The organism is Xanthomonas sp. GW (assembly GCF_014236815.1).
Classification (GTDB): Bacteria; Pseudomonadota; Gammaproteobacteria; order Xanthomonadales; family Xanthomonadaceae; genus Xanthomonas_A.
Genome location: NZ_CP051189.1, coordinates 1896928 through 1921706, shown reverse-complemented (window position 1 = coordinate 1921706; position 24779 = coordinate 1896928). Strand labels below are relative to the sequence as shown.

The following is a 24779-nucleotide window of genomic DNA, read 5'->3' as shown; positions in this document are numbered from 1 at the left end:
TTCACGGCGAATTGAGGGAGTCGCGGACGCGGGTCAACAAGGAGGTGAGGTGCTGGCGCTCGTCGGCGGAGAGGTCGCGCAGCGCGCTGGCGATGGTCTCGTCGCCGCGCCGCTTGAGCTGCTTCCACAGCGCGCGGCCTTCGTCGGTGAGCACGATCTGCAGCGCGCGGCGGTCCTGCGCATGCGCTTCGCGGCGCACCCAGCCCAGGTCCTGGAGCTTGTCCAGCAGGCGGGTGACCGCGCTGGGGTTCTGGTCGATGGCCTGGGCCAGTTCGTTTGCGGTGCACGGCGCCATGTAGGCCAGCGCCTTCATGCCGAGGTAGTGGCTGAAGCCCAGGCCGAGTTCGAGCTCGGCCATGGACTCATCCAGGCGCCGCATCAGGCCGTCGCGCACCTGGCGCAGCAGCAGGCCGAACGACGGTGGACCGGGAAGGGAGGGAGCGCAGTTCATGGGCGCTAATTATTTTCATTTGGAAATATATGTCAAGGAAATATCGCACCTACAAACAAATGCTGCGTTGCAACAACGCAACGCCGGCGAGCGCACACTCTAGTCCCGCACGAGCGTGGCCAAGTATTACAATCGAGACAATGAATATCGAAATCGCGCCATTGTCGCCATCGCCGCCCGTCCACGAGCCGGCCCATCTGCTCGATCCGCGGGCAAAGGCCTGGTTCGAGCGCGCCGACGGCCCGTCGCTGCTCGCGTTCCTGGCGCACAAGCCGGTCGCGCTAGAGCACGAGGTGGACTGGCACCGCCATGTCCGCGGCCAGATGATCTGCGTGGAAGAAGGCCTGCTGAGCACCCGCACCGAGCACGGCCACTGGTCGCTGCCGCCCGGTTGCGCCGGCTGGATGCCGCCGCAGGCGCTGCATACGGTGCAGATCTCCGGGCCGTTGCGCGGCTACGTGCTGCTGGTGGCGCCGTCCGTCTGCGCCGACCTGCCCGATCGCCCGTGCGTGATCGGCATCAACGGCCTGCTGCGCGAACTGCTGCTGCGAGTGGCCTCGTGGGACCTTCCGGAGACCCTGGACGCGGACCAGCAGCGGATCGGCGCAGTGCTGCTGGACGAGTTGCGCAAAGCGCCGCTGCAGGGCCTGCACCTGCCGATGCCCAGCGACCGGCGCCTGCTGCGCATCGCCGGGCAACTGCTCGCCACGCCCGCCGACGATCGCTCGCTGGCGCAATGGGCGCGCTGGGCCGGATTGTCGCCACGCAGCCTGAGCCGGCATTTCCGCGACGAGACCGGACTCGGCTTCGCCGGCTGGCGGCAGCAGGCGCGGCTGGCCGAGGCGCTGCGTCAGCTCAGCGACGGCGCCAGCGTCGCCGATGCCGCGCACCGGCTCGGCTACAGCAGCCCCAGCGCCTTCGTCACCGCCTTCCGCGGCCATTTCGGCCATCCTCCGGCCCGCTACCTGGCCAGCACCGGCCGCGTCGGCAGCACGCGCGGCTTGGCATCGCCGGCCGCATCCGGATAATCGACCGGCTGACCTGCGGCGCCCGCCGCCGTGTTCCCCTATAGGTATTTCCTGCGCATGACCGATCTCGCCCGCCCCGCCTTCCATGGTTTCGAACAGCTGCCGCTGCGCGAATACGCCGAACGCGCCTACCTCGACTACTCCATGTACGTGGTGCTGGACCGCGCCCTGCCGTTCCTCGGCGACGGCCTGAAGCCGGTGCAGCGGCGCATCATCTACGCGATGAGCGAGCTGGGCCTGAACGCAACGGCCAAGCCGAAGAAATCCGCGCGCACCGTCGGCGACGTGATCGGCAAGTACCACCCGCATGGCGACAGCGCCTGCTACGAGGCGCTGGTGCTGATGGCGCAGCCGTTCTCCTACCGCTACCCGCTGATCGAGGGCCAGGGCAACTTCGGCTCCACCGACGACCCGAAGTCGTTCGCGGCGATGCGCTACACCGAATCCAAGCTGACCCCGATCGCCGAAGTGCTGCTAGGCGAGCTCGGCCAGGGCACGGTGGACTGGTCGCCGAACTTCGACGGCACCATGGACGAGCCGACCTGGATGCCGGCGCGGCTGCCGCACCTGCTGCTCAACGGCACCACCGGCATCGCCGTGGGCATGGCCACCGACGTGCCGCCGCACAACCTCAACGAGATCGTCAGCGCGCTGATCCGCCTGCTCGACGATCCCGACGCCAGCGTCGCCGACCTGTGCGAACACGTGCGCGGCCCGGACTACCCGACCACCGCCGAGATCATCACCCCGGCCGCCGACTTGCGCGCGATCTACGAGACCGGCCACGGCAGCGTGCGTGCGCGCGCCACGTTCCAGAAGGAACACGCCAACATCGTGATCACCGCGCTGCCCTACCAGGTGTCGCCGTCGAAGGTGATCGAGCAGATCGCGCAGCAGATGCGCGCCAAGAAGCTGCCGTGGCTGGAAGACATCCGTGACGAGTCCGACCACGCCAACCCGGTGCGGGTGGTGCTGGTGCCGCGCTCCAATCGGGTCGACGCCGAGCAGCTGATGGACCACCTGTTCGTGACTACCGACCTGGAGCGAAGCTACCGGGTCAACCTCAACGTGATCGGCCTGGATGGCCGCCCGCAGGTCAAGAACCTCAAGACCCTGCTGGAAGAATGGTTGCGCTTCCGCAGCGACACCGTGGTGCGCCGGCTCAACCATCGCCTGGAGAAGGTCGAGCGCCGCCTGCACCTGTTGGAAGGCCTGCTGGTCGCGTTCCTCAATCTGGACGAAGTGATCCGCATCATCCGCAGCGAGGACGAGCCGAAGCCGGCGCTGATCGCGCGCTTCGCGCTCAGCGAGGAACAGGCCGACTACATCCTGGAAACCCGCCTGCGCCAGCTGGCGCGGCTGGAGGAGATGAAGATCCGCGGCGAGCAGGATGCGCTGGCCAAGGAGCGCGAACAGCTGCAGGCGGTGCTGGCCAGCAAGACCAAGCTGAAGAAGATGATCAAGGATGAGCTGGTCGCCGACGCCAAGAAGTTCGGCGACGCGCGGCGTTCGCCACTGGTGCAGCGCGGCGCGGCGCAGGCGATCGACGAGACCGAGCTGGTGCCGAGCGAGCCGATGACCATCGTGATGTCGGAGAAGGGCTGGATCCGCGCGGCCAAGGGCCACGACGTGGACCCGGCCGGCCTGTCCTACCGCGACGGCGACAGCCTGCTGGCCGCGGTGCGCGGGCGCAGCACGCAGCAGGTGGCGTTCCTGGATTCGGAAGGCCGCGCCTACTCCACGCTGGCGCATTCGCTGCCCTCGGCCCGCGGCAATGGCGAGCCGCTGACCGGGCGTTTCTCGCCGGCCTCCGGCGCCTCGTTCCAGGCCATGACCAGCGGCGAGAACGACAGCCGGCTGGTGCTGGCGTCCTCGCACGGCTACGGCTTCGTCACCCGCTTCGAGAACCTGACCAGCCGCAACAAGGCCGGCAAGGCGATGCTCAACCTGACCCCGAACGCCAAGGTGCTGACGCCGGCCTCGGTGAGCAATCTGCAAACCGACCGCATCGTCGCGGTGACCAGTGCCGGCCACCTGCTGGCGTTCCCGATCGCCGACCTGCCCGAGTTGGACAAGGGCAAGGGCAACAAGATCATCGACATTCCCAAGGCCAAGCTCGGCACCGAGCGGGTGGTGGCGATCGCCGCGGTCGCGCCGGGCAACACGCTGCTGGTGAAGAGCGGGCAGCGCACCATGTCGCTGTCGTTCAAGGACCTGGACGCCTACCTCGGCGTGCGCGCCAGCCGCGGCGGCCTGCTGCCGCGCGGCTGGCAGAAGGTGGACGACCTGGCGGTGGAGTAAGCGCTCCTCGCTGGCAACGGCCTGGGGACCGGCTCGGCCATGCGCGACAGCGCGCGCGCCGCGTCCTCTTGTTGCGCTCGATGTTTCATGCCGGTCCCATCGCCGCGTCCGTGCGCGCGACCGGGGCCGCGCCATGCGCGGTCGCGAGTTGGTGAATCCGCGCGGCCACGCCGGCATCGACGGGCGTGTAGACGATCATGCCCAGATCGGGCCGCCCGTCCACCGCGAAGGCCGAGTATTCGAGCTCGATCGGGCCCAGCAGCGGATGCTTGAGACGCTTCACGCCATCGCCCTCGCCATGGCTCAACACCTCGTTCTCGTGCCACAGCGCCTCGAACTCGGTGCTGAGCCCGCACAGCTCGGCCACCAGTTCTCCCACCTCCGACGCGATGCCGGCACGCGCCACATCGGCGCGAAACGCCCCCACCGCGAAGCGCGCCACCGCCTCCCAGTCGTGCTGCTTGGCGCGCATGGCGGGGTTGCCGAACAGGAAGCGCAGGATGTTGCGCCCGCCGACCGGCAGCTGGCTGTAGTCGGTCAGCACCACGGCCGCGGCGCGATTCCAGGCCACCACGTCCCAGGTCGGCGTCTTGACGATGGCTGGACTCGACTGCAACGAATCGAGCACGCGCTGCAGGCGCGAACTGACGCCCGCCACCGAGCGGTAACGGACCTCGGGCGGTCGCCCCAGCCCGACCATGAACAGGTGTTCGCGTTCGGCGTCGGTCAGCAGCAGCGCGCCTGCGATCCGTTCCAGCACCTCCGCCGACGGCGCACCGCCACGCCCCTGTTCGAGCCAGGTGTACCAGGTCGGGCTGATGTTGGCGCGCTGCGCGACTTCCTCGCGGCGCAGCCCCGGCGTGCGCCGGCGGCCCAAGAAGCCGAAGCTGGCGGGATCCAGCCGGGTACGCCGGCTGCGCAGGAAGTCGCCCAGGGAACGGGCGGGACCGGAGTTCATGGCAAGCCTGTTAGTCGTTTTACTACGATGACCTCACTACTTTAACGGGATAACCGGATGCCGGAGAGTTCGCTCTCAACGACCCGAAGGAGTTCACCATGCGTATCTTTCTGACCGGCGCGACCGGTTTCATCGGCTCGGCCCTGGTTCCCGAACTGATTCAGGCCGGCCATCGCGTACTCGGCATGACCCGTTCGGAGGCAGGTGCGCAGGCGCTACGCGCGGCCGGCGCCGAGGTCCACCACGGCACGCTCGAGGATCCGGACAGCCTGGGTCGTGGCGCCGCCCAGGCCGATGCCGTGATCCACGCGGCCTTCGACCACGATTTCGCCAACTTCGTCGCCAACTGCGAGAAGGACAAGCGCGCGATCGCGGCGCTCGGCTCGGCGTTGAAGGGCTCCGATCGCCCGCTGCTGATCACCTCGGGTACCGGGGTGGGCAGCGGCGAACACGGTGAGCCGGCCAGCGAGGATGTCTTCAACGCCAGCCACCCGAATCCGCGCATCGGCTCCGAGCAGGCCGGCAACGCTTTGCTCGAGGCCAGCGTCAATGTCTCGGTGATGCGGCTGCCGCAGGTCCACAACCCGTATCGGCAAGGGCTGATCACGCCACTGGCGGCGATCGCGCGCGACAAGGGCGTGGTTGCCTATGTCGGCGAAGGCAGCAACCGCTGGGCGGCCGGCCATCTGTCCGACGCGGTGCGGCTTTACCGCATGGCGATCGAGAAAGCGCAGCCGGGCGCGCGCTATCACGCAGTCGGCGAGGAAGGCATCCCCAGCCGCGAGATCGCCGAAGCGCTGGGGCGCGCACTGAAGCTGCCGGTGGTATCGATCGCGCCGGACGAAGCGGCCGCGCATTTCGGTTGGATGGCGATGTTCATGCAACTCGACATGCCGGCCTCGAGTGCGTTGACGCAGGCCAGGCTCGGCTGGAAGCCGACCGGACCCACGCTGATCGCCGACCTCGACGAAGGCAAGTTCGCCGAGTCCTAAGCCCCTGTCGGGCCGGCGCGCGCATCGCGTTGCGCGCGCTTCTTGCCCGCTGACATCCCGCTTGCTGCCGGCCTCGACCGACTCCTTTCATGACGCCTCGCGGGCGCCCAGCAAGGAGGGCGCTGGGTTCAGGCGTCCTTGCCGGACACGCCGCCGTCGCCGATCTTCGAGGTCTGGTACAGCGCCATGCCCAGCCGCTTGATCAGACCCAGCTGCTGTTCCAGCCACCAGGCGTGGTCTTCTTCGGTGTCCTGCAGCTGCTTGAGCAGGATGTCGCGGCTGACGTAGTCGCCATGCTCCTCGCACAGCTTCATGCCGGCGGCCAGGTTCGCGCGCACTTCGTATTCGACCTTCAGGTCCTTCTGCAGCATCTCTTCGACCGTGCGCCCCGGTTCGAACGCATGCGGACGCATGTCCGGGTCGCCTTCCAGGAACAGGATGCGCCGCAGCAGCGCGTCGGCGTGCTCGGTCTCCTCTTCCATCTCGTGGTTGATCCGCGCGTACAGCGCCTGCAGGCCCTGGTCCTCGTAGCGCCGCGAGTGGATGAAATATTGATCGCGTGCGGCGAGTTCGCCGCGCAGCAACTCGATCAGGCATTGCACAACTTCAGGATGTCCCTTCATGGGGCAGGCTCCGTCTCAACTAAGGCCGCCATAGTGCCCGAGCCGCTCGCACCGCGTTCCAATCGGAATCATTAGCATCCCGATTTTCCATCGGCACGGAGCGTGCAGCGGCGCGAGCGAAGATGACCTCGGCCCAACCGCTCGCGAACGCCCGCCGGATGTACGCAGGAACGACACGCAGTCGCGTCTAGAATCCAGGATTGGCCGGCGGAGATGCTTGGATGCGGAGCAAGTGGAAACGGGGACTGCTGTGGCTGGCGGTGTTGGCGATCGGACTGGTGTTGGCGACATGGCTGCTGCTGCGCGGCAGCCTGGCCACGCTCGACGGCCAGGTCGATCTGGACGGACTGGCGGCGCCGGTGCGGATCCAGCGCGACGCCCAGGGCACGGTCACCATCGACGCCGGCAGCGAGGCCGATGCGATGCGTGCGCTCGGCTACGTACACGCGCAGGAACGCTACTTCCAGATGGACCTGATGCGCCGCGCCGCGGCCGGCGAACTGTCGGAGTTGGTCGGCAACGCCACGCTCGGAGTGGACAAGCATCGCCGCATGCACCGCCTGCGCGCGCGCGCCGCCGCGCAACTGGCCAGCTTCGGCGGCAGCCATGCCGCGGCGCTGCAGGCCTACAGCGCCGGCGTCAATCGCGGCCTGCACGCGCTGCGGGTGCGGCCGTGGCCCTACCTGCTGCTGGTCAAGGCGCCGCGCGACTGGCAACCGGTGGACTCGGTGCTGGCCGGCGACGCGATGTATTTCGATCTGCAAGGCCGCCAGCTCGAGCGCGAACTGTCGCTGTACCGCCTGCAACAGCACTTGCCGGCGCCGCTGTTCGCGCTGCTGCGCCACGACGGCAGCAGTTGGGACGCGGCCCTGGATGCCCCGGCGCGCGGCGACGCCACGCTGCCCGATGCCAGCCAGGTCGACCTGCGCACCCTGCCCGACGCCCCGCGCGATGGCAGCACCGCGGACCATGCCGCACCCGGCAGCAACAACTGGGCCATCGCCGGCAGCCGCAGCGCCGACGGCCGCGCCATCGTCGCCAACGACATGCATCTGCAGCTTGGCGCGCCCAGCCTGTGGTTCCGCGTGCGCCTGCGCTACGCCGACGCGCAGGCGCCGGGCGGCCGCGTGGACGTCACCGGCTTTTCGCTGCCGGGCCTGCCGGCGGTGATCGTCGGCAGCAACGGCCACGTCGCCTGGGGCTTCACCAACAGCTACGCCGACACCAGCGACTGGTACCGGTTGACGCCCTGCGCGGCCACGCCGCAACACGGCTGCACCGCGGTCGTCCACCACCGCGAACGGATCAAGGTGGCCGGCGGCCTGGACGTGACGCTGGACGTGGAAGACACCGCATACGGCCCGATCCTGCAGCACGAGCAGGACGGCACCGCGCTGGCGCAACGCTGGGTGGCGCAGTTGCCCGGCGCGCTGAACCTGGGCCTGGCCGACCTGGCCCGCGCCGATTCCCTGGCCAGCGGCTTCGCCAGCGCGCAGCACATCGCCACGCCGGCGCAGAACATGCTGCTGGCCGACAGCGCCGGGCACATCGGCTGGCGCGTGCTCGGCGCGCTGCCGCTGCGCGGTCCCAACTGCCCCAGCGATGCCCTGGTCCACGACGTCAGCGCGGCGGTGCCGGCAGCGCAGCGCTGCGCGCCGTGGCCGGTGTCCACGGCGCATTCGCCGCAACGGATCGATCCTGCCGACGGGCAACTGTGGAGCGCCAATGCGCGCGTCGTCGGCGGCGACGAGTTGGCCGTGCTCGGCGATGGCGGCTACGCGCTGGGCGCGCGCGCGCAACAGATCCGCGACGACCTGCGCCTGCATCCGCAGCTGGACGAACGCCAATTGCTGTCGATCCAGCTCGACGATCGCGCGCTGCTGCTGCAACGCTGGTGGACGTTGCTGCAGCAACGCGACAGCGGCGCCGCCACCCCGGCGCTGCATGCGCTGGCCCAGGCCAGCAAGCATTGGGAGGGCCGCGCCAGCACCGATTCGGTGAGTTACCGGCTGGTGCGCGCCTGGCGCCTGGCGCTGCTGACCCGGATCCGCGACGGCCTGATCGCTCCCGCCCGCGCCGAACTGGGCGCCGACTACGCGATGCCGCCGCTGCCGCAGCTGGAAGCGGTGGCCTGGCCGATGCTGCAGCAGCAACCGCCGCATCTGCTGCCGCGCCGCTACGCCAGTTGGCAGGCATTGCTGGAGGACGCCGCCGCCGAGGTCCGCGACCAACCCGAGCAGGACGCGCCGTTGCCGCAGCGCCGTTGGGGCGAACAGAACACCGCCGCGATCTGCCATCCGCTGGCGCGCTCGCTGCCGGGATTCTTGCGGCGCTGGCTGTGCATGCCGACCGAGGCCTTGCCCGGCGACAATGAGATGCCGCGGGTGCAGCGTCCGGACTTCGGCGCCTCCGAGCGCATGGTGGTCGCGCCCGGCCACGAGGCCGACGGCATCGCGCACATGCCCGGCGGCCAGAGCGAGCATCCGCTGTCGCCGTTCTGGGGTGCCGGCCACGACGACTGGGTGCAAGGCCGCGCCTCGCCGTTCCTGCCCGGCCCGGCCCGCTACACGCTGACATTAAGGCCACCTGCGCGACAATGAGTCCCTTGTCGCGCCAATGCGCTCCACGCGATCCGACCTGCCGCCGCGCCCAGCGCGCGGCGCCTGCGGTCCTGGCGCCTCCTCCTCCCCCCAAGCGGAGCCTGTATCCGATGAATGCCCGTCCCCTGCTCGCCCTGTTGTTGCCGCTCGCCGCCTGCCTGTCGAGCGGCTGCGCCACGGCCGCCGCACCCGCCTCCGCCGCCACCGACTGCAGCGTGCGCGCCGAGCCGGGCGACGACCTGCAGGCCGCAGTGGACCGCGTGCCCAACGACGGCAAGCCGGCCACGGTGTGCCTGACCGCCGGCGATTTCCACGTCACCAAGCTGCTGTCGATCCAGCGCGACGGCCTGCGCCTGCGCGGCCAGGGCGACGCCACCGTGCTGCGCATGCAGGACGGCGTGCAGCAGCCGGTCATCGTGGTCGGCGACTACCAGAACGAACGCCCGCAGCGGCCGATCCGCGATGTCGTGGTCGAGCAGTTGCAGATCGTCGGCGGCAGCGCAGAGAAGGAATTCATGCCCGAGCGCCCGTACCTGAGCAACAGCCTGGTGGTGGTGCGCGCCGGCCAGAACATCCGCCTGTCCGGGCTGCGCGTGAGCAAGTGCCGCAGCGCCTGCCTGCTCAGCGAGTACGACAGCCGCGACCTGCTGATCGAGCGCAACGACGTGTCCGGCGCGATCTGGGACGGCGTGTCGTTCAACCGCACCGCCAAGGTCAAGCTGATCGACAACTACATCCACGACAACGTCGCCGCCGGCATCACCACCGAGCACCTGGAAGACAGCGAGATCCGCAACAACCGCCTGGAACGCAACGGCAGCCAGGGCGTGTACCTGGCCGATGCGCGGCGCAACCTGTTCGTCGGCAACCAGTTCACCGGCAACAAGGGCTCCGGCATCTACCTGGCCTGCTCGATCCGCCAGCGCACTCCGGAGATCCTGTGCTGGGACAACAGCATGAGCCAGGACAACACCTTCGAGAACAACACTTTCCAGGGCAACCCCTACACCTACACGATCGGCGTGGACCGCGCCGCCAACTGCAGCGGTCCGGACTTCCGCCAGAACCTGTGGCGCAAGAACAACCAGGCCGACGCCTCCGGCGTGGACATCCAGCCGGAGCGCTACGGGCGCTGCATGCGTTTCGAGTAGGCGCTGGGCGGCGCCAAGCGACCGGCCGCGAGCAGTACGCGAAAATGCGCGGACATGATCGCCCAACGCATTTCCACTCGGACAGCTGCACTTGTAGGAGCGGCTTCAGCCGCGACAGGCGCTATCGGTAACGCCCGGTCGCGGCTGAAGCCGCTCCTACATGGCAGCATCTCGACCGAAATTCGCTGGCGCCAGCATGGCCGCGTAGCGAACGACGACATCGCGCCACCGCCGGCTATCGCCGCAGCCGCAACTTATGCGTTGCATGCCGCCGGCAGACCGCCGGCGGCATGCGCCGATCACGCGCTCAGCGCCTGCTCGTGCACCCCAGCCACCGCACGCCCTGAGGGGTCGGCGGCGTTGGCGAAACTCGCATCCCAGGCGATCGCCGCTGGCGAGGAACAGGCGATCGACTTGCCGCCGGGCACGGTCTCGGCCGCGGCGGGCGTAGGGAACGCGCGCTCGAACAGGGTGCGGTAGTAATAGGCTTCCTTGGTCTGCGGCGGGTTGACCGGGAAGCGCTTGTCGGCCGCGGCCAGTTCGCGGTCGCTGACCTGCGCCTGCGCATGCGCCTTGAGCCCATCAATCCAGCCGTAGCCGACGCCGTCGCTGAACTGCTCCTTCTGCCGCCACAGGATCGAATCGGGCAGATAGCCTTCGAAGGCCTCGCGCAGCACGCCTTTTTCCATGCGGATCGCGCCGCTGCTGGTCTTGTCGATCATCTTGTACCGCGCGTCCATGCGCATCGCCACGTCCAGGAACTCCACGTCCAGGAACGGCACGCGCGGCTCCACGCCCCAGGCCATCATCGACTTGTTGGCGCGCAGGCAGTCGTAGTTGTACAGCGCGTCGAGCTTGCGGATCAGCTCTTCGTGGAATTCGCGCGCGTTCGGCGCCTTGTGGAAGTACAGGTAGCCGCCGAAGATCTCGTCGCTGCCCTCGCCGGACAGCACCATCTTCACCCCCATCGCCTTGATCCGCCGCGCCAGCAGGAACATCGGCGTGGACGCGCGGATGGTGGTGACGTCGTAGGTCTCGATGTGCCGGATCACTTCCGGCAGCGCGTCCAGGCCTTCCTCGAAGGTGTATTCGAAGCCGTGGTGCACGGTGCCCAGCGACGCGCCGGCGATCGCCGCGGCGGCCAGGTCGGGCGAGCCCTTCAGGCCGATCGCGAACGAGTGCAGGCGCGGCCACCAGGCTTCGGCCTGGTCGTTGTCCTCGATGCGCTTGCGCGCGAAACGCGCCGCCACCGCCGCGACCAACGACGAATCCAGCCCGCCGGACAGCAGCACGCCGTACGGCACGTCGGTCATCAGTTGGCGGTGCACGGCGCGCTCGAACGCCTCGCGCAGTTCCTGCTTGCTCACTTGCACGCCCTGCACGGCGTCGTAGTCGCGCCACGGCTTACGGTAGTACTGCTGCAGTTCGCCGCTGACGCTGTCGTAGTAGTGGCCGGGCGGGAACTGGGCGACGTCGGCGCAGCTGTCGGCCAGCGACTTCATCTCCGAGGCCACGCGCAAGCGGCCCTGGGTGTCGTGGCCCCAGTACAGCGGGCACACGCCCATCGGATCGCGCGCGATCAGCACGCGTCCGGCGGCCTTGTCCCACAACGCGAAGGCGAAGATGCCGTTGAGCCGGTTGAGCAGCGCGGCCGGCGTCTGCTCGCGGTACAGCGCATTGATCACCTCGCAGTCCGAGCCGGTCTGGAACGCATACGGCTGGGTCAGCTGCGTCTTCAGTTCGCGGTGGTTGTAGATCTCGCCGTTGACCGCCAGCGCCAGTTGCCCGTCTTCGGACAGCAACGGCTGCGAACCGCCGGCCGGATCGACGATGGCCAGGCGCTCATGCACCAGGATCGCGCCGTCGTCGACATACACGCCGCTCCAGTCCGGACCGCGATGGCGCTGCCGCTGCGAGCAATCCAGCGCCTGGCGGCGCAGCGCCTGCAGGTCGTCGCCCGGTTGCAGGCCGAAGATGCCGAAGATCGAACACATGGAAAAGCTCCTGAATGGTGTGTGGGGGTAACAGGTCGTTGCGGCGTTGGTCTGCAGCGGTTGCCGGCCGGCACCGCGCTGCGGCGAAAGATTGCACGCATAAAAAAACCCGCATCGGCCGATGCGGGTTTTCTGGAGACTGGGCGTGGTGTTTCGGTAGCGCCTAGTCGCAGACCCGCATCGGCCGCGCACGATTATTCGCCAGCGCATTATTGCGGCCGTTGGCGTGGATCGGGCGGAGGGCGGACAGCGAGGTCATGCGGCGAACGTAACCCGGGCGGCGCAACGGTGCAACTGTTACGACAGCAACCGTTCGATCAGGCGCAGGTACAGCGCAGGCAACGCTTCCAGGTCGGCGACGCGCACATGCTCGTCCACCTGGTGGATGCTGGCGTTGACCGGACCGACCTCGATGCATTGCGCGCCCAGCGGCGCGATGAAGCGCGCATCGGAGGTGCCGCCGCCAGTGCTCTCCTCTGGCGCCGCGCCGGCGAAATCCCCCAGCACCTCGCGCGCGACGCTGCGCAGGCGCCCTTCCGGGGTGTAGAACGGTTCGCCGCTGCGATGCCAGCGCAGCGTGTAGTCCAGGCCGTGGCGGTCGAGCAGCGCGGCGATCTCCGCTTCCAGCCGCGGCGCGTCCCAGTGCGGGTTGTAGCGCAGATTGAAGGCCACCTGCAGCTCGCCGGGGATCACGTTGTTGGCGCCGGTACCGGCATGCACGTTGGAGAGTTGCAGGCTGGTTGGCGGGAAGCTCTCGTAGCCGTCGTCCCAATGCCGCGCGACCAGCTCGGCCAGCGCTGGCGCGGCGAGGTGGATCGGGTTGCGCGCCTTGTGCGGATACGCCACGTGGCCCTGCACGCCCTGCACCACGAGCGTGGCCGACAGGCTGCCGCGGCGGCCGACGCGCAGCAGGTCGCCGAGCCGCTCGCTGGACGAAGGCTCGCCGGTGATGCACCAGTCGATGCGCTCGCCGCGCGCGCGGAAGGTCTCGGCGACCTTGCGCACGCCGTCCAGCGCGTCGCCTTCCTCGTCGGAGGTCAGCAGCAGCGCCAGCGTGCCGGGGTGCTGCGGATGCACGGCGACGAACCGTTCGGCGGCGACCACGAACGCGGCTACCCCGCTCTTCATGTCGGCGGCGCCGCGTCCGTACAGCACGCCGTCGCGGATCTGCGGCACGAACGGATCGCTGGCCCAGGCCTCGCGCGGTCCGGGCGGCACCACGTCGGTATGGCCGAGCAGCGCCAGCACCGGCGCACCGCTGCCGTGCGTGGCCCACAGGTTGTCGACCTGGCCGAAGCGCAGCCGCTCGATGGCGAAGCCGGCACGCGCCAGCCGCTGCGCGATCAGCTCCTGGCAGCCGGCGTCGTCGGGGGTCACCGACGGGCGGGCGATCAATGCGCAGGTGAGGTCAACGACGTCGGACATGGCGGGAATCACTGTAGGAGCGGCTTCAGCCGCGACAAGAGGCAAGAGTGTCACGCACGCCATCCATTGCGAACGCTCGAGGTGCGGCGGGGTTCTGACGTCATGGTCGCGGCTGAAGCCGCTCCTACAGGGAGCGCAAATGCGCGACCGACGCTCAGCCCACACCGAAGCGCTGCTTGAAGCCGTTGTCCGAGAATCCCTGGCTGAGCTGGCCGTCGTCGCTGACCACCAGCGGGCGGCGGATCAGTTGCGGGTATTCGCGCAGCAGCAGTTTCCATTCGGCTTCCGAACCGGGCGTTTTCTTGTTGTCCGGCAGCTGCCGCCAGGTAGTCGAGGATTTGTTGATCAGCGCATCGAAGCCGCCGGCCTTGCCGGCCCACGCGACCAGGGTCTCCGGGCTCGGCTTGTGTTCGCGGTAGTCGACGAACGCATAGGCCACGCCGAAGCGGTCGAGCCACTTCGTCGCTTTCTTGCAGGTGTCGCAGTTCTTCAATCCGTACAACGTCGTCATCGCAATGTCCCATCAAGCGAATAAAGCCCCTCTCCCGTCGGGAGAGGGGTTGGGGTGAGGGTACGGCGCGAAAGCGTCTCGCTGACCCAACTACACGGAGCTTCGCCCGTACCCTCATCCGGCGCTTCGCGCCACCTTCCCCCGGAGGGGGAAGGAAATACATCAATCCGCCAGCCCACGCAGCAAATCGTTGACGCTGGTCTTGCTGCGGGTCTTGGCATCGACCTGCTTGACGATGACCGCGCAGTACAGCGAATGCGAGCCGTCCTTGGACGGCAACTGGCCGGACACCACCACGCTGTACGGCGGCACGTAGCCGTAGGAGACCTCGCCGGTGGCGCGGTTGTAGATGCGCGTGCTCTGGCCGATGAACACGCCCATGCCGATCACGCTGTGGTGGCCGACCACCACGCCTTCCACCACTTCCGAACGCGCGCCAATGAAGCAGTGGTCCTCGATGATGGTCGGGCTGGCCTGCAGCGGTTCAAGCACGCCGCCGATGCCGGCGCCGCCGGACAGGTGGCAGTGCTTGCCGATCTGCGCGCACGACCCCACCGTGGCCCAGGTATCGACCATGGTGCCCACGCCCACGTGCGCGCCGATGTTGGTGAAGCTCGGCATCAGCACCACGTCCTTGCCGAAATAGCTGCCGCGGCGCGCGATCGCGCCCGGCACCACGCGCACGCCAGCCCTGCGGAATTCGGCCTCGTGGTAGCCGGCGAAACGCGACTCGACCTTGTCCCAGAACGGCGCCGGCTGCGCCTCGACCACCGCCATCTCGTTGACCCGGAAGTACAGCAGCACCGCTTTCTTCAGCCACTCGTTGACCTTCCAGCCGCCGTGCCCGTCCGGCTCGGCGACGCGGAACTCACCCGATTCCAGGCCGTCGATGACGCGGTTGACCACCGGCCGGGTCGAGCCTTCGATCTCGTCCAGGGTCAGCGCGGCGCGGCGCTCGAAGGCGCTGTCGATGGTGAACTTCAGTTCGTCGGCGCTGGGCGCAGCGGCCGGTTTGGCGCGCACCGGCTTGGCCGGCGCTTTCGGCGCGGCCACCGGCTTGGCGGCAGCGCTGGCGACGGACTTCTTGGCAACCGCCTTGTTCGCGGCGGTCTTGCTGGCGGCGGCGGTCTTGGCAGCAGGCTTCTTGGCGGCGGCAGGCTTCTTGGTGGCCATTAGCGGGATTCTCCAGGCGGGGTATCGGGGTCCAGGCAGGCCTGCAATGCGGCATGCAGCGCCTGGCGGGAGGAGTCGGGCAACGGCAGGTTGTGCTCGTCGGTGATCTGGAACACGTCCTCGGCGCGCTCGCCGAAGGTGGCGATGCGCGCGTCGTGCACGCGCAGCTGCTGGCGGCGCAGCACCTGCGCCACGTTCGCCAGCAGCCCGGGCCGGTCCGGCGCGACCAGGCTCAGGCGGGTGCGGCGGCCGTCCACGCTCTCGCGGAATTCGATGCGCGGGGCGAAGCGGAAATGCCGCAGTTGGCGCGGCACCACGCGCCGCGCCGGGCGCAGCCGGGTCAGGTCGCCGGACAGCGCCTCGCGCAGCGCCGCTTCCAGCTGCGCGGTATCGCCGCTGGCGAAGGCATCGGCCGGCATCACCTCGAAGGTATCGAAGATCGCCTCGTGCGGCGCGTCGAGCACGCGTGCGCGGTGTATGCCGTAGCCGCGCCGGTCCAGGGTCATCACGATCGCGGCGAACAGGCCGTCGCGGTCGGGCGAATACACGAACACTTCCAGCGCGTCGTCGTCGGGGGTGACCGGGCGCACCTTGACCAGGGTGCCGCCCAGTTCCACTTCCATCAGCGAGCTGGCCTGCCAGGCCAACTGTTCGGGGCGGAAGCGCAGGAAGCTCTCGTCCGGCATGCCGGCGAACTGGCGGTCGATGACCGCGTCGTCGTGGCCCTGGATGTGCATCAGCGCGCGGGTCGCCTCGCGCGCCTCCTGCACCCGCTCGGCGACCGGGCGCGGATGCTCCAGGCCGTCGCGCAGCGCGCGGCGCGCGGCGAAGTACAGGTCGGCCAGCAGCCGGTCCTTCCACGCGTTCCACAGCTTGGGGCTGGTACCGGCAATGTCGGCGCAGGTCAGCAGGTACAGATAGTCCAGGCGTTCGCGGTCGCCGACCAGGGTGGCGAAGCGGTGGATCACGTCCGCATCGGAGATGTCCTGCTTCTGCGCGGTCACCGACATGCGCAGGTGCTGCTCGACCAGCCACACCACCAGGTCGGTATCGGCCGCGCTGAGTCCGTGGCCGGCGCAGAACGCGCGCGCATCCACCGCGCCGAGTTCGGAATGGTCGCCGCCGCGGCCCTTGGCGATGTCGTGGAACAGCCCGGCCAGCAGCAGCAGTTCCGGCTTGCGCAGCCGCGGCCACACCTCGTGCGCGATCGAGAAACGGTCGTCGGCGCGGGCGGTGGCGAACACCGCGATGTTCTTCAGCACCATCAGCGTGTGCTGGTCCACCGTGTACACATGGAACAGGTCGAACTGCATGCGCCCGGAGACCTGCGCGAACGCCGGGATCCATTGCCCGAGCACGCCCAGCCGCGCCATCCGGGTCAGCGTCTGCACCGCGCGCGGGCCGCGCAGCAGGGCAAGGAAACGCTCGCGCGCCAACGCGCTGGCGCTGCCGTAGGCAGGCAACTGCGGCAGCGCCTCGGCCAGCGCGCGCGCGGTCAGCGAATGCAGGCCGCGCACTTCGCCATGCGCGGCCCAGATCGCGAACAGCGCGAACACCTGCACCGGATCAGCCTGCGGCAAGCTCTCGGCATCGGCGGCCAGGTAGCCGCGGCGCAGCGAAAAACCGGCGCCCAGCGGCTGCGGCTGCGCCTCGCCGTCGAACTGTTCCTCGAAGCGCTGCAGCAGACGGTCGCTGAGCCGGCGCACGATCGCCGCGCTGCGGTAGAAGCGCTGCATCATCTTCTCCACGCCCAGGCTTTCGGCGTCGTCGGAGAAGCCCAGCCGCTGCGCCAGGGTCTTCTGGTAGTCGAAGCGCAGGCGCTCCTCCGGGCGGTTGGCGACCAGATGCAGCCCGTAGCGCAAACGGGCCAGCTCGCGGCGCTCGCGGCGCAGCGCCGCGGCCTCGTCGCTGCCGACGTGGCCGAGCCCGACCAGCGGCTCCAGATCGCGCACGCCGAACGCGCGCAGCGCCATCCAGCCCAGCGTGTGCAGGTCGCGCAGGCCACCCGGGCCGTCCTTGATGTCCGGTTCCAGGTTGTCGGCGGTGTCGCCGAAACGCTGGTGGCGGGTCTGCAGCTCTTCGCGCTTGGCCAGGAAGAACGCGCGCGGCGTCCACACCCGCTGCGGCGCGATCGCCGCGGCCAGCGCCGCCCGCGCGGCGCCATCGGCGAGCAGTGGGCGCGCCTCGATCAGCGCGGTCAGCACGGTCTGGTCGGCGCAGGCGGTGGTGCATTGCGTGGCCGAACGCACCGCATGGCTGACCGGCACGCCGGCATGCCAGAGCAGCGCGAACAGCCGCGCCAGCGCCTGCTCGTGGGCGCGCTGGCGCTCGGGTTCGCCGAACACCAGCAGGTCGATGTCCGAGCGCGGGAACAACTCGCCGCGGCCGTAGCCGCCGACCGCGTACAGCGCCAGCCCGGCGTCGCGCGGCAGGCAGCGGTTCCAGGCGTGCTTGATCAGTTGGTCCAGCGCGCGCGCGCGCAGCGCCAGCAGGCGGTCGATGTCGTCGCCCTGGTCGAAGCGCTTGCACAGCCGCGCGTCGGCCTGGAGCAGCAGTTGCCGGGCCGCCGCGGCCCAATCGGCATCGTCGGCGGCCGCGTCGGGCATGCCGGCATCGGTACCGGCCGGCAGCAGGCTCACGGCTCGCCGAGGCCGCCGGGCGACAAGGTCAGCACTTCCACGCCGTCCTCGGTGACCGCGATCATGTGCTCCCACTGCGCCGACAGCTTGCGGTCCTTGGTCACCACGGTCCAGCCGTCCGGCAGCACGCGGGTATAGCGCGAGCCTTCGTTGATCATCGGCTCGATGGTGAAGGTCATGCCCTGCTTCAGCACCAGGCCTTCGCCGGGGCGGCCGTAGTGCAGCACCTGCGGCTCGTCGTGGTAGACCTTGCCGATGCCGTGGCCGCAGTACTCGCGCACCACGCTGAAACGCTCGCCTTCGGCGTACTGCTGGATCGCGTGGCCGACGTCGCCGAGCGTGGCGCCCGGCCGCACCGCACGGATGCCACGCCACATCGCCTCGTAGGTGGCCTCGACCAGGCGCCGTGCCATCACCGACGGCGTGCCGACGTAGTACATGCGGCTGGTGTCGCCATGCCAGCCGTCCTTGATCACGGTGACGTCGATATTGACGATGTCGCCGTCCTTGAGGACCTTGCTCTCGTTGGGGATGCCGTGGCAGATCACGTTGTTCACCGAGCTGCACACCGTCTTCGGGTAGCCGCGATAGCCGACATTGGCCGGCACCGCCTGCTGCACGTTGACGATGTGGTCGTGGCAGATGCGGTCCAGCTCGGCGGTGGTCACGCCGGGCTTCACATGCGGCCCGATGATGTCCAGCACCTCGGCGGCCAGGCGGCCGGCGATGCGCATCTTCTCGATGTCCTGGGGGGTTTTCAGATTGACGGTCATACCCACCATTATCGCTCATTCGGGGCTTTCCTGAACGCGTCCATGCGCGCTGCCGATTTTTTGTCGCCTGTCCATAAGACCGCCGTCTTCACAAAAGTCAACCCGCAAAACAGGGATGCGCATCCCACGTGAAAACTAGATAAACATCCAAAAAAATGTGCACTGGCCCACACTTTGCATTGGCTTCGGTACCGACGGACTCCGTCATTCCGAAGAGCCTCACCTCATGCAAGCACTCCATCGCGCACTCGCCATCACCGCGTTGCTGGCCGCCGGGACCGGCGTGGCTTCCGCCCAGACCGACTCGCGCACCTTCAACGTCAAGATCGTGATCACCAGCGTCTGCGACATCCAGACCGCACCAACCGACGTCGATTTCGGCAGCGTCAACTCCACCCAGACCTCGATCAACAGCACCGGCACCTTGAACGTGCGCTGCACCTCGGGCACGCCGTACAACATCGCGCTCAACGCCGGCAGCGGCTCCGGGGCGACGGTGTCCTCGCGCACCATGGGCAGCGCCGACGCCGGCAATACCTCGCGCGTGCCGTACGCCCTGTACCGCAACTCGGCGCGCACGCAGAACTGGGGCTCGACCATCGGCAACGACACCCAGGCCGGTACCGGCAATGGTGCAGTGCAACCGCTCGTCGTCTACGGCCAGGTCGCCAGCACCAACTACCCTGCCGGTTCGTACAGCGACGTCGTCACCGCCACTGTGACCTGGTAACCGGAGCGTTCCCATGCCCTTGCGCCGACCTTTCGTGTTTCGTTTGCCGATCGCCGCCGCGCTGTGGCTGGCGGCGATCCTGGCAGCCCAGGCCGCCAGCCTGCAGGTCGCACCGACCTCGGTGCAGTTGACCGCGGAACAGTCGGCGCAGGGCCTGTGGCTGAGCAACAGCGGCGACACGCCGCTGCAGGCCCAGGTACGGGTATTCCGCTGGCGCCAGCAGGACGGCGAGGACCTGCTCGACCCCAGCGACAAGATCGCGATCAGCCCGCCGATGCTGGAACTGGCGCCGCACTCGCGACAACTGGTGCGCATCATCCGCCTGGACGATGCGCCCAAGACCACCGAGGACACCTATCGCGTGCTGGTCGACGAACTGCCGTCGGCGGACGCCACGGCCAACGCGTCCGGCCTGCAGTTCGTGCTGCGCTACTCGGTACCCATCTTCGTCAAGCCCGCAGCAGCCGCGGCTCCCGCCCTGCAGGCACGGCTGATCCGCGACGCCGCCGCGCCGGCGCTGGAGGTCATCAACCAGGGCAGCCAACACGCGCAGCTGGTGGACCTGCATTTCGTCGCCAGCGACGGCACCCGTGCCGCGATCGCCGACGGTCTGGCCGGCTACGTGCTGCCGGGCCAACACAAGCGCTGGCCGCTCCCTCCTGCGCTGGTGCGTGCCGACGGCACGTTCAAGGCCACGATCAACGGTGAGCCCATTGCTCAGTCGCTCGCGCTGGACGCACAGGCTCCTTGAGCTGCTGCTGGCGCTGTGGGCGAGCGCCGCACACCTCGCCGCCGCCCAGCCCAGCGGCCCGCCCCCCGACCAGGAAACGCTGTACCTGGAGGTCACCCTGAACGAAACCCGCAAGCCTGGACTGTTTCGCTTCGAACGCGACGGCGCGCGCATGCTCGCCGATGCGGCCACGCTGCGTCAGCTGGGCCTGCGCATCGGCGCCGACGCCGACGCCGCGGCGATCGCCCTGGAAGACCTGGAGGGAGTGCGCTACCGCTACGACAGCGGCTTGCAGCAACTGGCGATCGATGCGCCGGTGGCGCTGCTCGACGTGCCGCTGACCCGCATCGATGCGCAGGACAGCGGCCCGGCGCTGCCGGCAACCAGTTCGCCCGGCGCCCTGCTCGACTACGACGTGTACGCCAGCCGCCAGGGCAGCGCCAGCAATCTCACCACCAGCGGCGAAGTGCGCGCCTTCGGCCTGGGCGACGGCCTGCTCGGCCAGGGCATGTTCCGGCAGTCCTTCGTCGCCCGCCTCTACCGCGAACCGCAGCGCGACTGGCGCAGCCAGGCGATCCGCCTGGACACGCAGTGGCAGTGGTCGCTGCCCGACCGCATGACCAGCGTGGTGCTCGGCGACACGCTCAGCAGCAGTACCAGCTGGAGCCGCACGCTGCGCCTGGGCGGCGTGCGCGTGGGCCGCGATTTCGGCCTGCAGCCGTACCGCGTGACCACCCCGCTGCCGGAATTCCTCGGCGAAGTGACGGTGCCTTCGAGCGTGGACCTGTACGTCAACGGCATCCGCCAGTACGGCTCGGAGTTGCCGGCCGGGCCGTTCCAGTTGTCCGCCGCGCCCGGCGTGGACGGCGCCGGCAACGCGCAGTTGGTGATCACCGACGCCTACGGCCGCAGCCGTTCGGTCGAATTTCCGTTCTATGCCACCCAGGACCTGCTCGCCGATGGCCTGGACGACTGGTCGCTGGCGCTGGGCCGGGTTCGCGAAGGCTATGGCAGCGACGCCTTCGCCTACGCCGGCGACACCGTCGGCAGCGCCAGCTGGCGCCGCGGCCTCAGCGCCGGCTTCACCGCCGAGGCCCATGCCGAGGCCGGCGCCGGCATCCGCAACGCCGGCGCCGGCGGCATCTGGCTGCTGCCGCGGGCCGGGGTGGTCGGCGCGTCGCTGGCGCACAGCCAGGGCAATGGCCTGAGCGGCCGCCAGTACGCGCTCAGCTACCGCTGGAACAACGGCCGCTTCAACGTCTCGATGGATACCCAGCGCGCGCAGCGCGGCTACCGCGACGTGGCTTCGCAATACGGCGCGCCGCCGCCGCGGATCAGCGAACGCGCGCTGGCCGGGGTCAGCTGGGAGCAGGTGGGCAACGTGTCGATGAGCTATGTGCGCCTGTCCTACCCGGACAGCGGCGACGTGCGCTATGCCAGCCTGTTCTGGACCCGCGCGCTGCCGTGGCAGTCCTCGCTGAACCTGAGCGTCAACCAGAATCTGGACCAGGCCAGCGATCGCAGCATGTACCTGGGCTGGTCGATCGCGCTCAGCGGCGCGCGCCAGGCCAGCGTCGCGCTGCAGCGGGTCGGCGAGCGCATGAGCGTGGCGGCCGATCTCAGCCGCTCGGCCGCCGCCGACGGCGGCAGCGGCTGGCGGCTGCAGGCGCGCAGCGGCCAGGACAGCGCCGGCGGTCTGGCCGAGGCCACCTGGCGGGGCGACACCGCACGCTATGCCGCCGGCCTGGCCAGCTACGGCGGCCAGGCCTATGGGTATGCCGAAGCCTCCGGCGGCCTGGCCTGGATCGGCGGCGGCTGGTTCCCCAGCCGCGATCTCGACCAGGCCTTCGCCCTGGTTTCCACCGGCGGCATCGCCGACGTGCCGGTGCTGCTGGAAAACCGCCCGATCGGAGTCACCGACGCACGCGGCTTCCTGCTGATCACGCCGCTGATGGGCTGGCAGCACAACCAGGTATCGATCGATCCGATGCAGTTGCCGCCGCAGATGCGTCCGGAGCGGGTCGACCAGATCGTGGTGCCGCGCGACCGCAGCGGCGTGGTGGTGGACTTCCCGATCCGCAGCAGCGACGGTGTCCTGGTGCAACTGCACGATGCGCAGGACGCGCCGCTGCCGGTCGGCAGCCGGGTGCATGGCCCGGGCATCGCCGCGGTGGTCGGCTACGACGGCGAGGCCTACCTGGAAGGGCTGAAGCTCGGCCGCAACGAACTGGAGGTGGACATGGCCGCAGGCAGCTGCAGGGTCACGATCGAATACACGCCGCAACGGCGCCCGGCCCGCCTGGGGCCCCTGCGTTGCAGCGCAGGGCCGGCGCCGTGACTCGCGGCGCATGGCTGTGCGGCGCCCTGCTGGCGCTGGTCGCGGCGCTGGCGCCCGCGCCGGCCGCCGCCACCACCACCTGCACGGCGGTGACCACCGCGCTGGATTTCGGCAACGTCTCCGCCAGCGCGGCGACCGACAGCAGCGCGCAGATCACGGTCACCTGCCAGACCGGCGCGCTCAGCATCCTGGGCACGATCTATGTGCGCATGTGCCTGAACATCGGCGAGGGCGCGCAAGGCGGCGGCCTGGGCATCGCGGCGCGGCGCATGCTCAACCCGCTCAGCGACAGCCTCGGCTTCCAGCTGTACCGCGACAGCGCCCGCAGCCTGATCTGGGGCAGCGCACTGAACGCCTCCACGCCGCTGCAGGTGGACCTGACCTATTCGTCGCTGCTGACCGGCGGCAGCGGCAGCGCCAGCTACACCATCTATGGACGCGTCCCGCTGCAGAGCGGCATCGCCACCGGGCTGTACCAGAACAGCTTCAGCGGGGTGTTCACCAATCTGCAATACCGCTACGACGAACCGCTGATCGGCACCCCGGCCAGCATGCCCGCCTCCTGCACCACCGGCGGCACCGGCGGCGCCACCGCGGCGCAGTTCCCGTTCGTGAGTTCGGCCAACGCGGCCACGCTGTGCACCATCGCCAGCATCGCCGACCTGGACTTCGGCAGCCAGTCCGGCCTGGTCGACAGCGCACTGAACTACACCACCGCGCTGAGCATGAACTGCCGCCGGCGCACCGCCTGGCAGGTCAGCCTGGACAACGGCCAGTACGCCAGCGGCAACATCCGGCGCATGCGCAATGCCGCAGGCCAGTACCTGCGCTACGAGCTGTACCGCGACGCGGCACGCAGCCAGCGCTGGGGCAGCACCCTGAACAGCGATACCCAGACCGGCACCGGGACCGGCAGCACCCAATCGCTGACCCTGTACGGCCAGGTGCCGGCCGCACAGACCCCGCCCCCGGGCAGCTACAGCGACGTGGTCAAGGTGACTGTGACCTACTGAGAGGTAAACGCCGGCGCGGACGCGGTAAAGTTGCTGCACGGCACGCCGTTATCTGTCGCATCCTCTTGGGAATACCACCATCATGACCGCCAGCCCGTTCATGCAATCGCTGCTGCTCGCTGGCCTGTGCGCCGTCTGCGCGAGCGCGGCGGCGCAGAATCCCGGCGCGAACGAAAACACGGCGTTCCGGGTCGGCATCCGCCTGATGGGCAGCTGCGAGATCGACACCGCCGGCCGCAGCCAGCCGGGCGCGGCCGCCGCGCAGGTGGCCTGCAGCCGCCCGCTGCCCTACCAGGTCAACATCGATGGCACCGCCGCGCCCAACGCGCTGGCGCTGAGCCTGAGTCTGGCCGAAGGATTGCCGCGCCAGGATTCGCGCTACGCCACGGTCGCGTTCTAAGTGAGCGGCCGCTCTCGCGGTTGGATCGCCGGCCTGCTGCTGGCGCTGCTGCCGAGCCTGGCCGCGGCCGCCGGCGTGCGCATCAGCCCGACCATCGTGCAGATTCCGCCCGGCGCCCAGACCGCCGAGATCTGGTTGAGCAATACCCAGGACCGGACCTGGCAAGCGCAGGCCAAGCTGTACCGTTGGCACCAGGCCGAAGGCATGGAGCAATTGCAGGCGACCGACGATGTCCAGGTCAGCCCGCGCCTGATCGACGTCCCCGCGCAGGGGCGGCAGCTGCTGCGGGTGGTGCGTACCGGGCCGGCCGCGACCGACGGCGAGCTCGCCTACCGTCTGGTGCTGGAAGAACGCCCGGACGCGGACGCAGCCGCCGATCCGCGCCTGCTGCTGCGCTATTCAACCCCGGTGTTCCTGTCCCCGCCGGGTACCGCACCGGCCGCCGCGCTCAGTGCCAGCCTGGTCGCCGGCGCCTACGGCCCCGAACTGCAGGTGCGCAACCGCGGCAAGGCGCACGCGCGGCTCAGCGACCTGAGCCATGTCGGCGCCGACGGGCGCCAGCTGACCCTGTTCCACAACCTGGCCGGCTACGTGCTGGCCGGGGAACAGAAGCGCTGGCCGTTGCCGGTCGAGTTCGGGACCGCGCGCGGCGGCCATTTCGCCGCCCGGCTCGACAACCAGGCCGAGCTGCAGCCGCTGCTGGCCGAATGACCCGGCCGGCGCGCATTTGCGCGCCGGGCCGCAGCCCGTTATAGTTCCGCTGCTTTGTTGCGCCCGCCAGGGCCAGCGAACCGTCCACGTCGGACGCACCGGCGAATACACACCTGCTGCCATCGCCCGTGCCGGGGTGCTCCGCGAGGAGTTCGGTCACGGAGGCTGCAGGGAGGCCCAACCCCGGAATCGTCGTGCACGCCGTCGCAGGCCTGCACGTCCATGCGCGGCTTCACCC

Annotated in this window: 20 protein-coding genes; 11 read left to right on the top strand and 9 right to left on the bottom strand. The window is 69.4% G+C overall.

From position 1 onward, the window contains the following. Position 1: 1 nt before the first annotated feature. Complete coding sequence (locus HEP73_RS08105) at positions 2-451, bottom strand: MarR family winged helix-turn-helix transcriptional regulator (RefSeq protein WP_185815942.1); 450 nt, start codon at positions 449-451, stop codon at positions 2-4. Positions 452-591: 140 nt separating this feature from the next. On the opposite strand from HEP73_RS08105, the gene HEP73_RS08100 reads away from it, so the two are divergent. Further along, positions 592-1479, top strand: coding sequence for an AraC family transcriptional regulator (locus HEP73_RS08100; RefSeq protein ID WP_185822801.1), 888 nt, complete (start codon positions 592-594; stop codon positions 1477-1479). 57 nt (positions 1480-1536) lie between these two features. Continuing rightward, entirely contained in the window at positions 1537-3780 is a 2244-nt protein-coding gene (gene parC / locus HEP73_RS08095) for a DNA topoisomerase IV subunit A (RefSeq protein WP_185822800.1), read from the top strand. A gap of 85 nt (positions 3781-3865) precedes the next feature. Here parC and HEP73_RS08090 read toward each other — a convergent pair whose 3' ends face one another. Continuing rightward, positions 3866-4738 carry a helix-turn-helix transcriptional regulator gene (locus tag HEP73_RS08090; RefSeq protein WP_185815939.1) on the bottom strand — a complete coding sequence of 291 codons (873 nt, stop codon included), beginning with the start codon at positions 4736-4738 and terminating at the stop codon, positions 3866-3868. 98 nt (positions 4739-4836) lie between these two features. On the opposite strand from HEP73_RS08090, the gene HEP73_RS08085 reads away from it, so the two are divergent. Beyond that, positions 4837-5730, top strand: coding sequence for an SDR family oxidoreductase (locus HEP73_RS08085; RefSeq protein ID WP_185822799.1), 894 nt, complete (start codon positions 4837-4839; stop codon positions 5728-5730). A 128-nt stretch (positions 5731-5858) separates the two neighbouring features. On the opposite strand, the gene bfr is transcribed toward HEP73_RS08085, so the two are convergent. Beyond that, positions 5859-6353: a bacterioferritin gene (gene bfr / locus HEP73_RS08080; protein WP_185822798.1), complete on the bottom strand. Its 495-nt coding sequence runs from the start codon at positions 6351-6353 to the stop codon at positions 5859-5861. 221 nt (positions 6354-6574) lie between these two features. Between bfr and HEP73_RS08075 the strand changes: the two genes are divergently transcribed. Beyond that, positions 6575-8953 carry a penicillin acylase family protein gene (locus HEP73_RS08075; RefSeq protein WP_185822797.1) on the top strand — a complete coding sequence of 793 codons (2379 nt, stop codon included), beginning with the start codon at positions 6575-6577 and terminating at the stop codon, positions 8951-8953. Positions 8954-9063: 110 nt separating this feature from the next. Then, entirely contained in the window at positions 9064-10104 is a 1041-nt protein-coding gene (locus HEP73_RS08070) for a right-handed parallel beta-helix repeat-containing protein (RefSeq protein ID WP_185822796.1), read from the top strand. Positions 10105-10403: 299 nt separating this feature from the next. Here HEP73_RS08070 and asnB read toward each other — a convergent pair whose 3' ends face one another. From asnB to map, 6 genes are all read right to left on the bottom strand, one after another. After that, entirely contained in the window at positions 10404-12098 is a 1695-nt protein-coding gene (asnB, locus tag HEP73_RS08065; RefSeq protein ID WP_185822795.1) for an asparagine synthase B, read from the bottom strand. Positions 12099-12395: 297 nt separating this feature from the next. Continuing rightward, positions 12396-13523 carry a succinyl-diaminopimelate desuccinylase gene (gene dapE, locus HEP73_RS08060; protein WP_185822794.1) on the bottom strand — a complete coding sequence of 376 codons (1128 nt, stop codon included), beginning with the start codon at positions 13521-13523 and terminating at the stop codon, positions 12396-12398. A 154-nt stretch (positions 13524-13677) separates the two neighbouring features. Next, positions 13678-14034 carry a Spx/MgsR family RNA polymerase-binding regulatory protein gene (locus HEP73_RS08055; protein WP_185822793.1) on the bottom strand — a complete coding sequence of 119 codons (357 nt, stop codon included), beginning with the start codon at positions 14032-14034 and terminating at the stop codon, positions 13678-13680. Positions 14035-14196: 162 nt separating this feature from the next. Beyond that, positions 14197-15207, bottom strand: a complete 1011-nt coding sequence (gene dapD / locus HEP73_RS08050) for a 2,3,4,5-tetrahydropyridine-2,6-dicarboxylate N-succinyltransferase (RefSeq protein WP_185822792.1) — start codon at positions 15205-15207, stop codon at positions 14197-14199. Beyond that, a complete protein-coding gene (locus tag HEP73_RS08045) occupies positions 15207-17813 on the bottom strand; it encodes a [protein-PII] uridylyltransferase (RefSeq protein WP_185823346.1) in 2607 nt (868 codons plus the stop codon). Before HEP73_RS08045 ends, dapD begins: the two co-directional genes overlap by 1 nt. A gap of 29 nt (positions 17814-17842) precedes the next feature. Next, complete coding sequence (gene map / locus HEP73_RS08040; RefSeq protein ID WP_255423717.1) at positions 17843-18619, bottom strand: type I methionyl aminopeptidase; 777 nt, start codon at positions 18617-18619, stop codon at positions 17843-17845. Between the two features lie 226 nt (positions 18620-18845). On the opposite strand from map, the gene HEP73_RS08035 reads away from it, so the two are divergent. The 6 genes from HEP73_RS08035 (at position 18846) to HEP73_RS08010 (ending at position 24541) form a co-directional block, all read left to right on the top strand. Further along, positions 18846-19349 (top strand): Csu type fimbrial protein, encoded by a 504-nt coding sequence (locus HEP73_RS08035; RefSeq protein ID WP_185815928.1) that lies wholly within the window; start codon positions 18846-18848, stop codon positions 19347-19349. A 13-nt stretch (positions 19350-19362) separates the two neighbouring features. Beyond that, positions 19363-20100: a fimbrial biogenesis chaperone gene (locus tag HEP73_RS08030; protein ID WP_185822791.1), complete on the top strand. Its 738-nt coding sequence runs from the start codon at positions 19363-19365 to the stop codon at positions 20098-20100. Further along, a complete protein-coding gene (locus HEP73_RS08025) occupies positions 20054-22417 on the top strand; it encodes a fimbria/pilus outer membrane usher protein (protein ID WP_185822790.1) in 2364 nt (787 codons plus the stop codon). The genes HEP73_RS08030 and HEP73_RS08025 overlap by 47 nt, the downstream gene beginning before the upstream one ends. Further along, positions 22414-23430, top strand: coding sequence for a Csu type fimbrial protein (locus HEP73_RS08020; protein WP_185822789.1), 1017 nt, complete (start codon positions 22414-22416; stop codon positions 23428-23430). Before HEP73_RS08025 ends, HEP73_RS08020 begins: the two co-directional genes overlap by 4 nt. Positions 23431-23512: 82 nt before the next feature. Then, a complete protein-coding gene (locus HEP73_RS08015; protein ID WP_185822788.1) occupies positions 23513-23830 on the top strand; it encodes a hypothetical protein in 318 nt (105 codons plus the stop codon). Next, a complete protein-coding gene (locus HEP73_RS08010; protein WP_185822787.1) occupies positions 23831-24541 on the top strand; it encodes a fimbrial biogenesis chaperone in 711 nt (236 codons plus the stop codon). It begins immediately after the preceding gene. Positions 24542-24779: the final 238 nt, after the last annotated feature.

Bases quoted from the DNA above. Each gene is read 5' to 3' on its own strand.
- map (WP_255423717.1), bottom strand. From the start codon at position 18,619: ATGACCGTCAATCTGAAAACCCCCCAGGACATCGAGAAGATGCGCATC.
- HEP73_RS08015 (WP_185822788.1), top strand. From the start codon at position 23,513: ATGACCGCCAGCCCGTTCATGCAATCGCTGCTGCTCGCTGGCCTGTGC.
- HEP73_RS08075 (WP_185822797.1), top strand. From the start codon at position 6,575: ATGCGGAGCAAGTGGAAACGGGGACTGCTGTGGCTGGCGGTGTTGGCG.
- bfr (WP_185822798.1), bottom strand. From the start codon at position 6,353: ATGAAGGGACATCCTGAAGTTGTGCAATGCCTGATCGAGTTGCTGCGC.
- HEP73_RS08085 (WP_185822799.1), top strand. From the start codon at position 4,837: ATGCGTATCTTTCTGACCGGCGCGACCGGTTTCATCGGCTCGGCCCTG.
- HEP73_RS08055 (WP_185822793.1), bottom strand. From the start codon at position 14,034: ATGACGACGTTGTACGGATTGAAGAACTGCGACACCTGCAAGAAAGCG.
- HEP73_RS08105 (WP_185815942.1), bottom strand. From the start codon at position 451: ATGAACTGCGCTCCCTCCCTTCCCGGTCCACCGTCGTTCGGCCTGCTG.
- HEP73_RS08100 (WP_185822801.1), top strand. From the start codon at position 592: ATGAATATCGAAATCGCGCCATTGTCGCCATCGCCGCCCGTCCACGAG.
- asnB (WP_185822795.1), bottom strand. From the start codon at position 12,098: ATGTGTTCGATCTTCGGCATCTTCGGCCTGCAACCGGGCGACGACCTG.
- parC (WP_185822800.1), top strand. From the start codon at position 1,537: ATGACCGATCTCGCCCGCCCCGCCTTCCATGGTTTCGAACAGCTGCCG.
- HEP73_RS08090 (WP_185815939.1), bottom strand. From the start codon at position 4,738: ATGAACTCCGGTCCCGCCCGTTCCCTGGGCGACTTCCTGCGCAGCCGG.
- HEP73_RS08045 (WP_185823346.1), bottom strand. From the start codon at position 17,813: ATGCCCGACGCGGCCGCCGACGATGCCGATTGGGCCGCGGCGGCCCGG.
- dapD (WP_185822792.1), bottom strand. From the start codon at position 15,207: ATGGCCACCAAGAAGCCTGCCGCCGCCAAGAAGCCTGCTGCCAAGACC.
- HEP73_RS08035 (WP_185815928.1), top strand. From the start codon at position 18,846: ATGCAAGCACTCCATCGCGCACTCGCCATCACCGCGTTGCTGGCCGCC.
- HEP73_RS08030 (WP_185822791.1), top strand. From the start codon at position 19,363: ATGCCCTTGCGCCGACCTTTCGTGTTTCGTTTGCCGATCGCCGCCGCG.
- HEP73_RS08070 (WP_185822796.1), top strand. From the start codon at position 9,064: ATGAATGCCCGTCCCCTGCTCGCCCTGTTGTTGCCGCTCGCCGCCTGC.
- dapE (WP_185822794.1), bottom strand. From the start codon at position 13,523: ATGTCCGACGTCGTTGACCTCACCTGCGCATTGATCGCCCGCCCGTCG.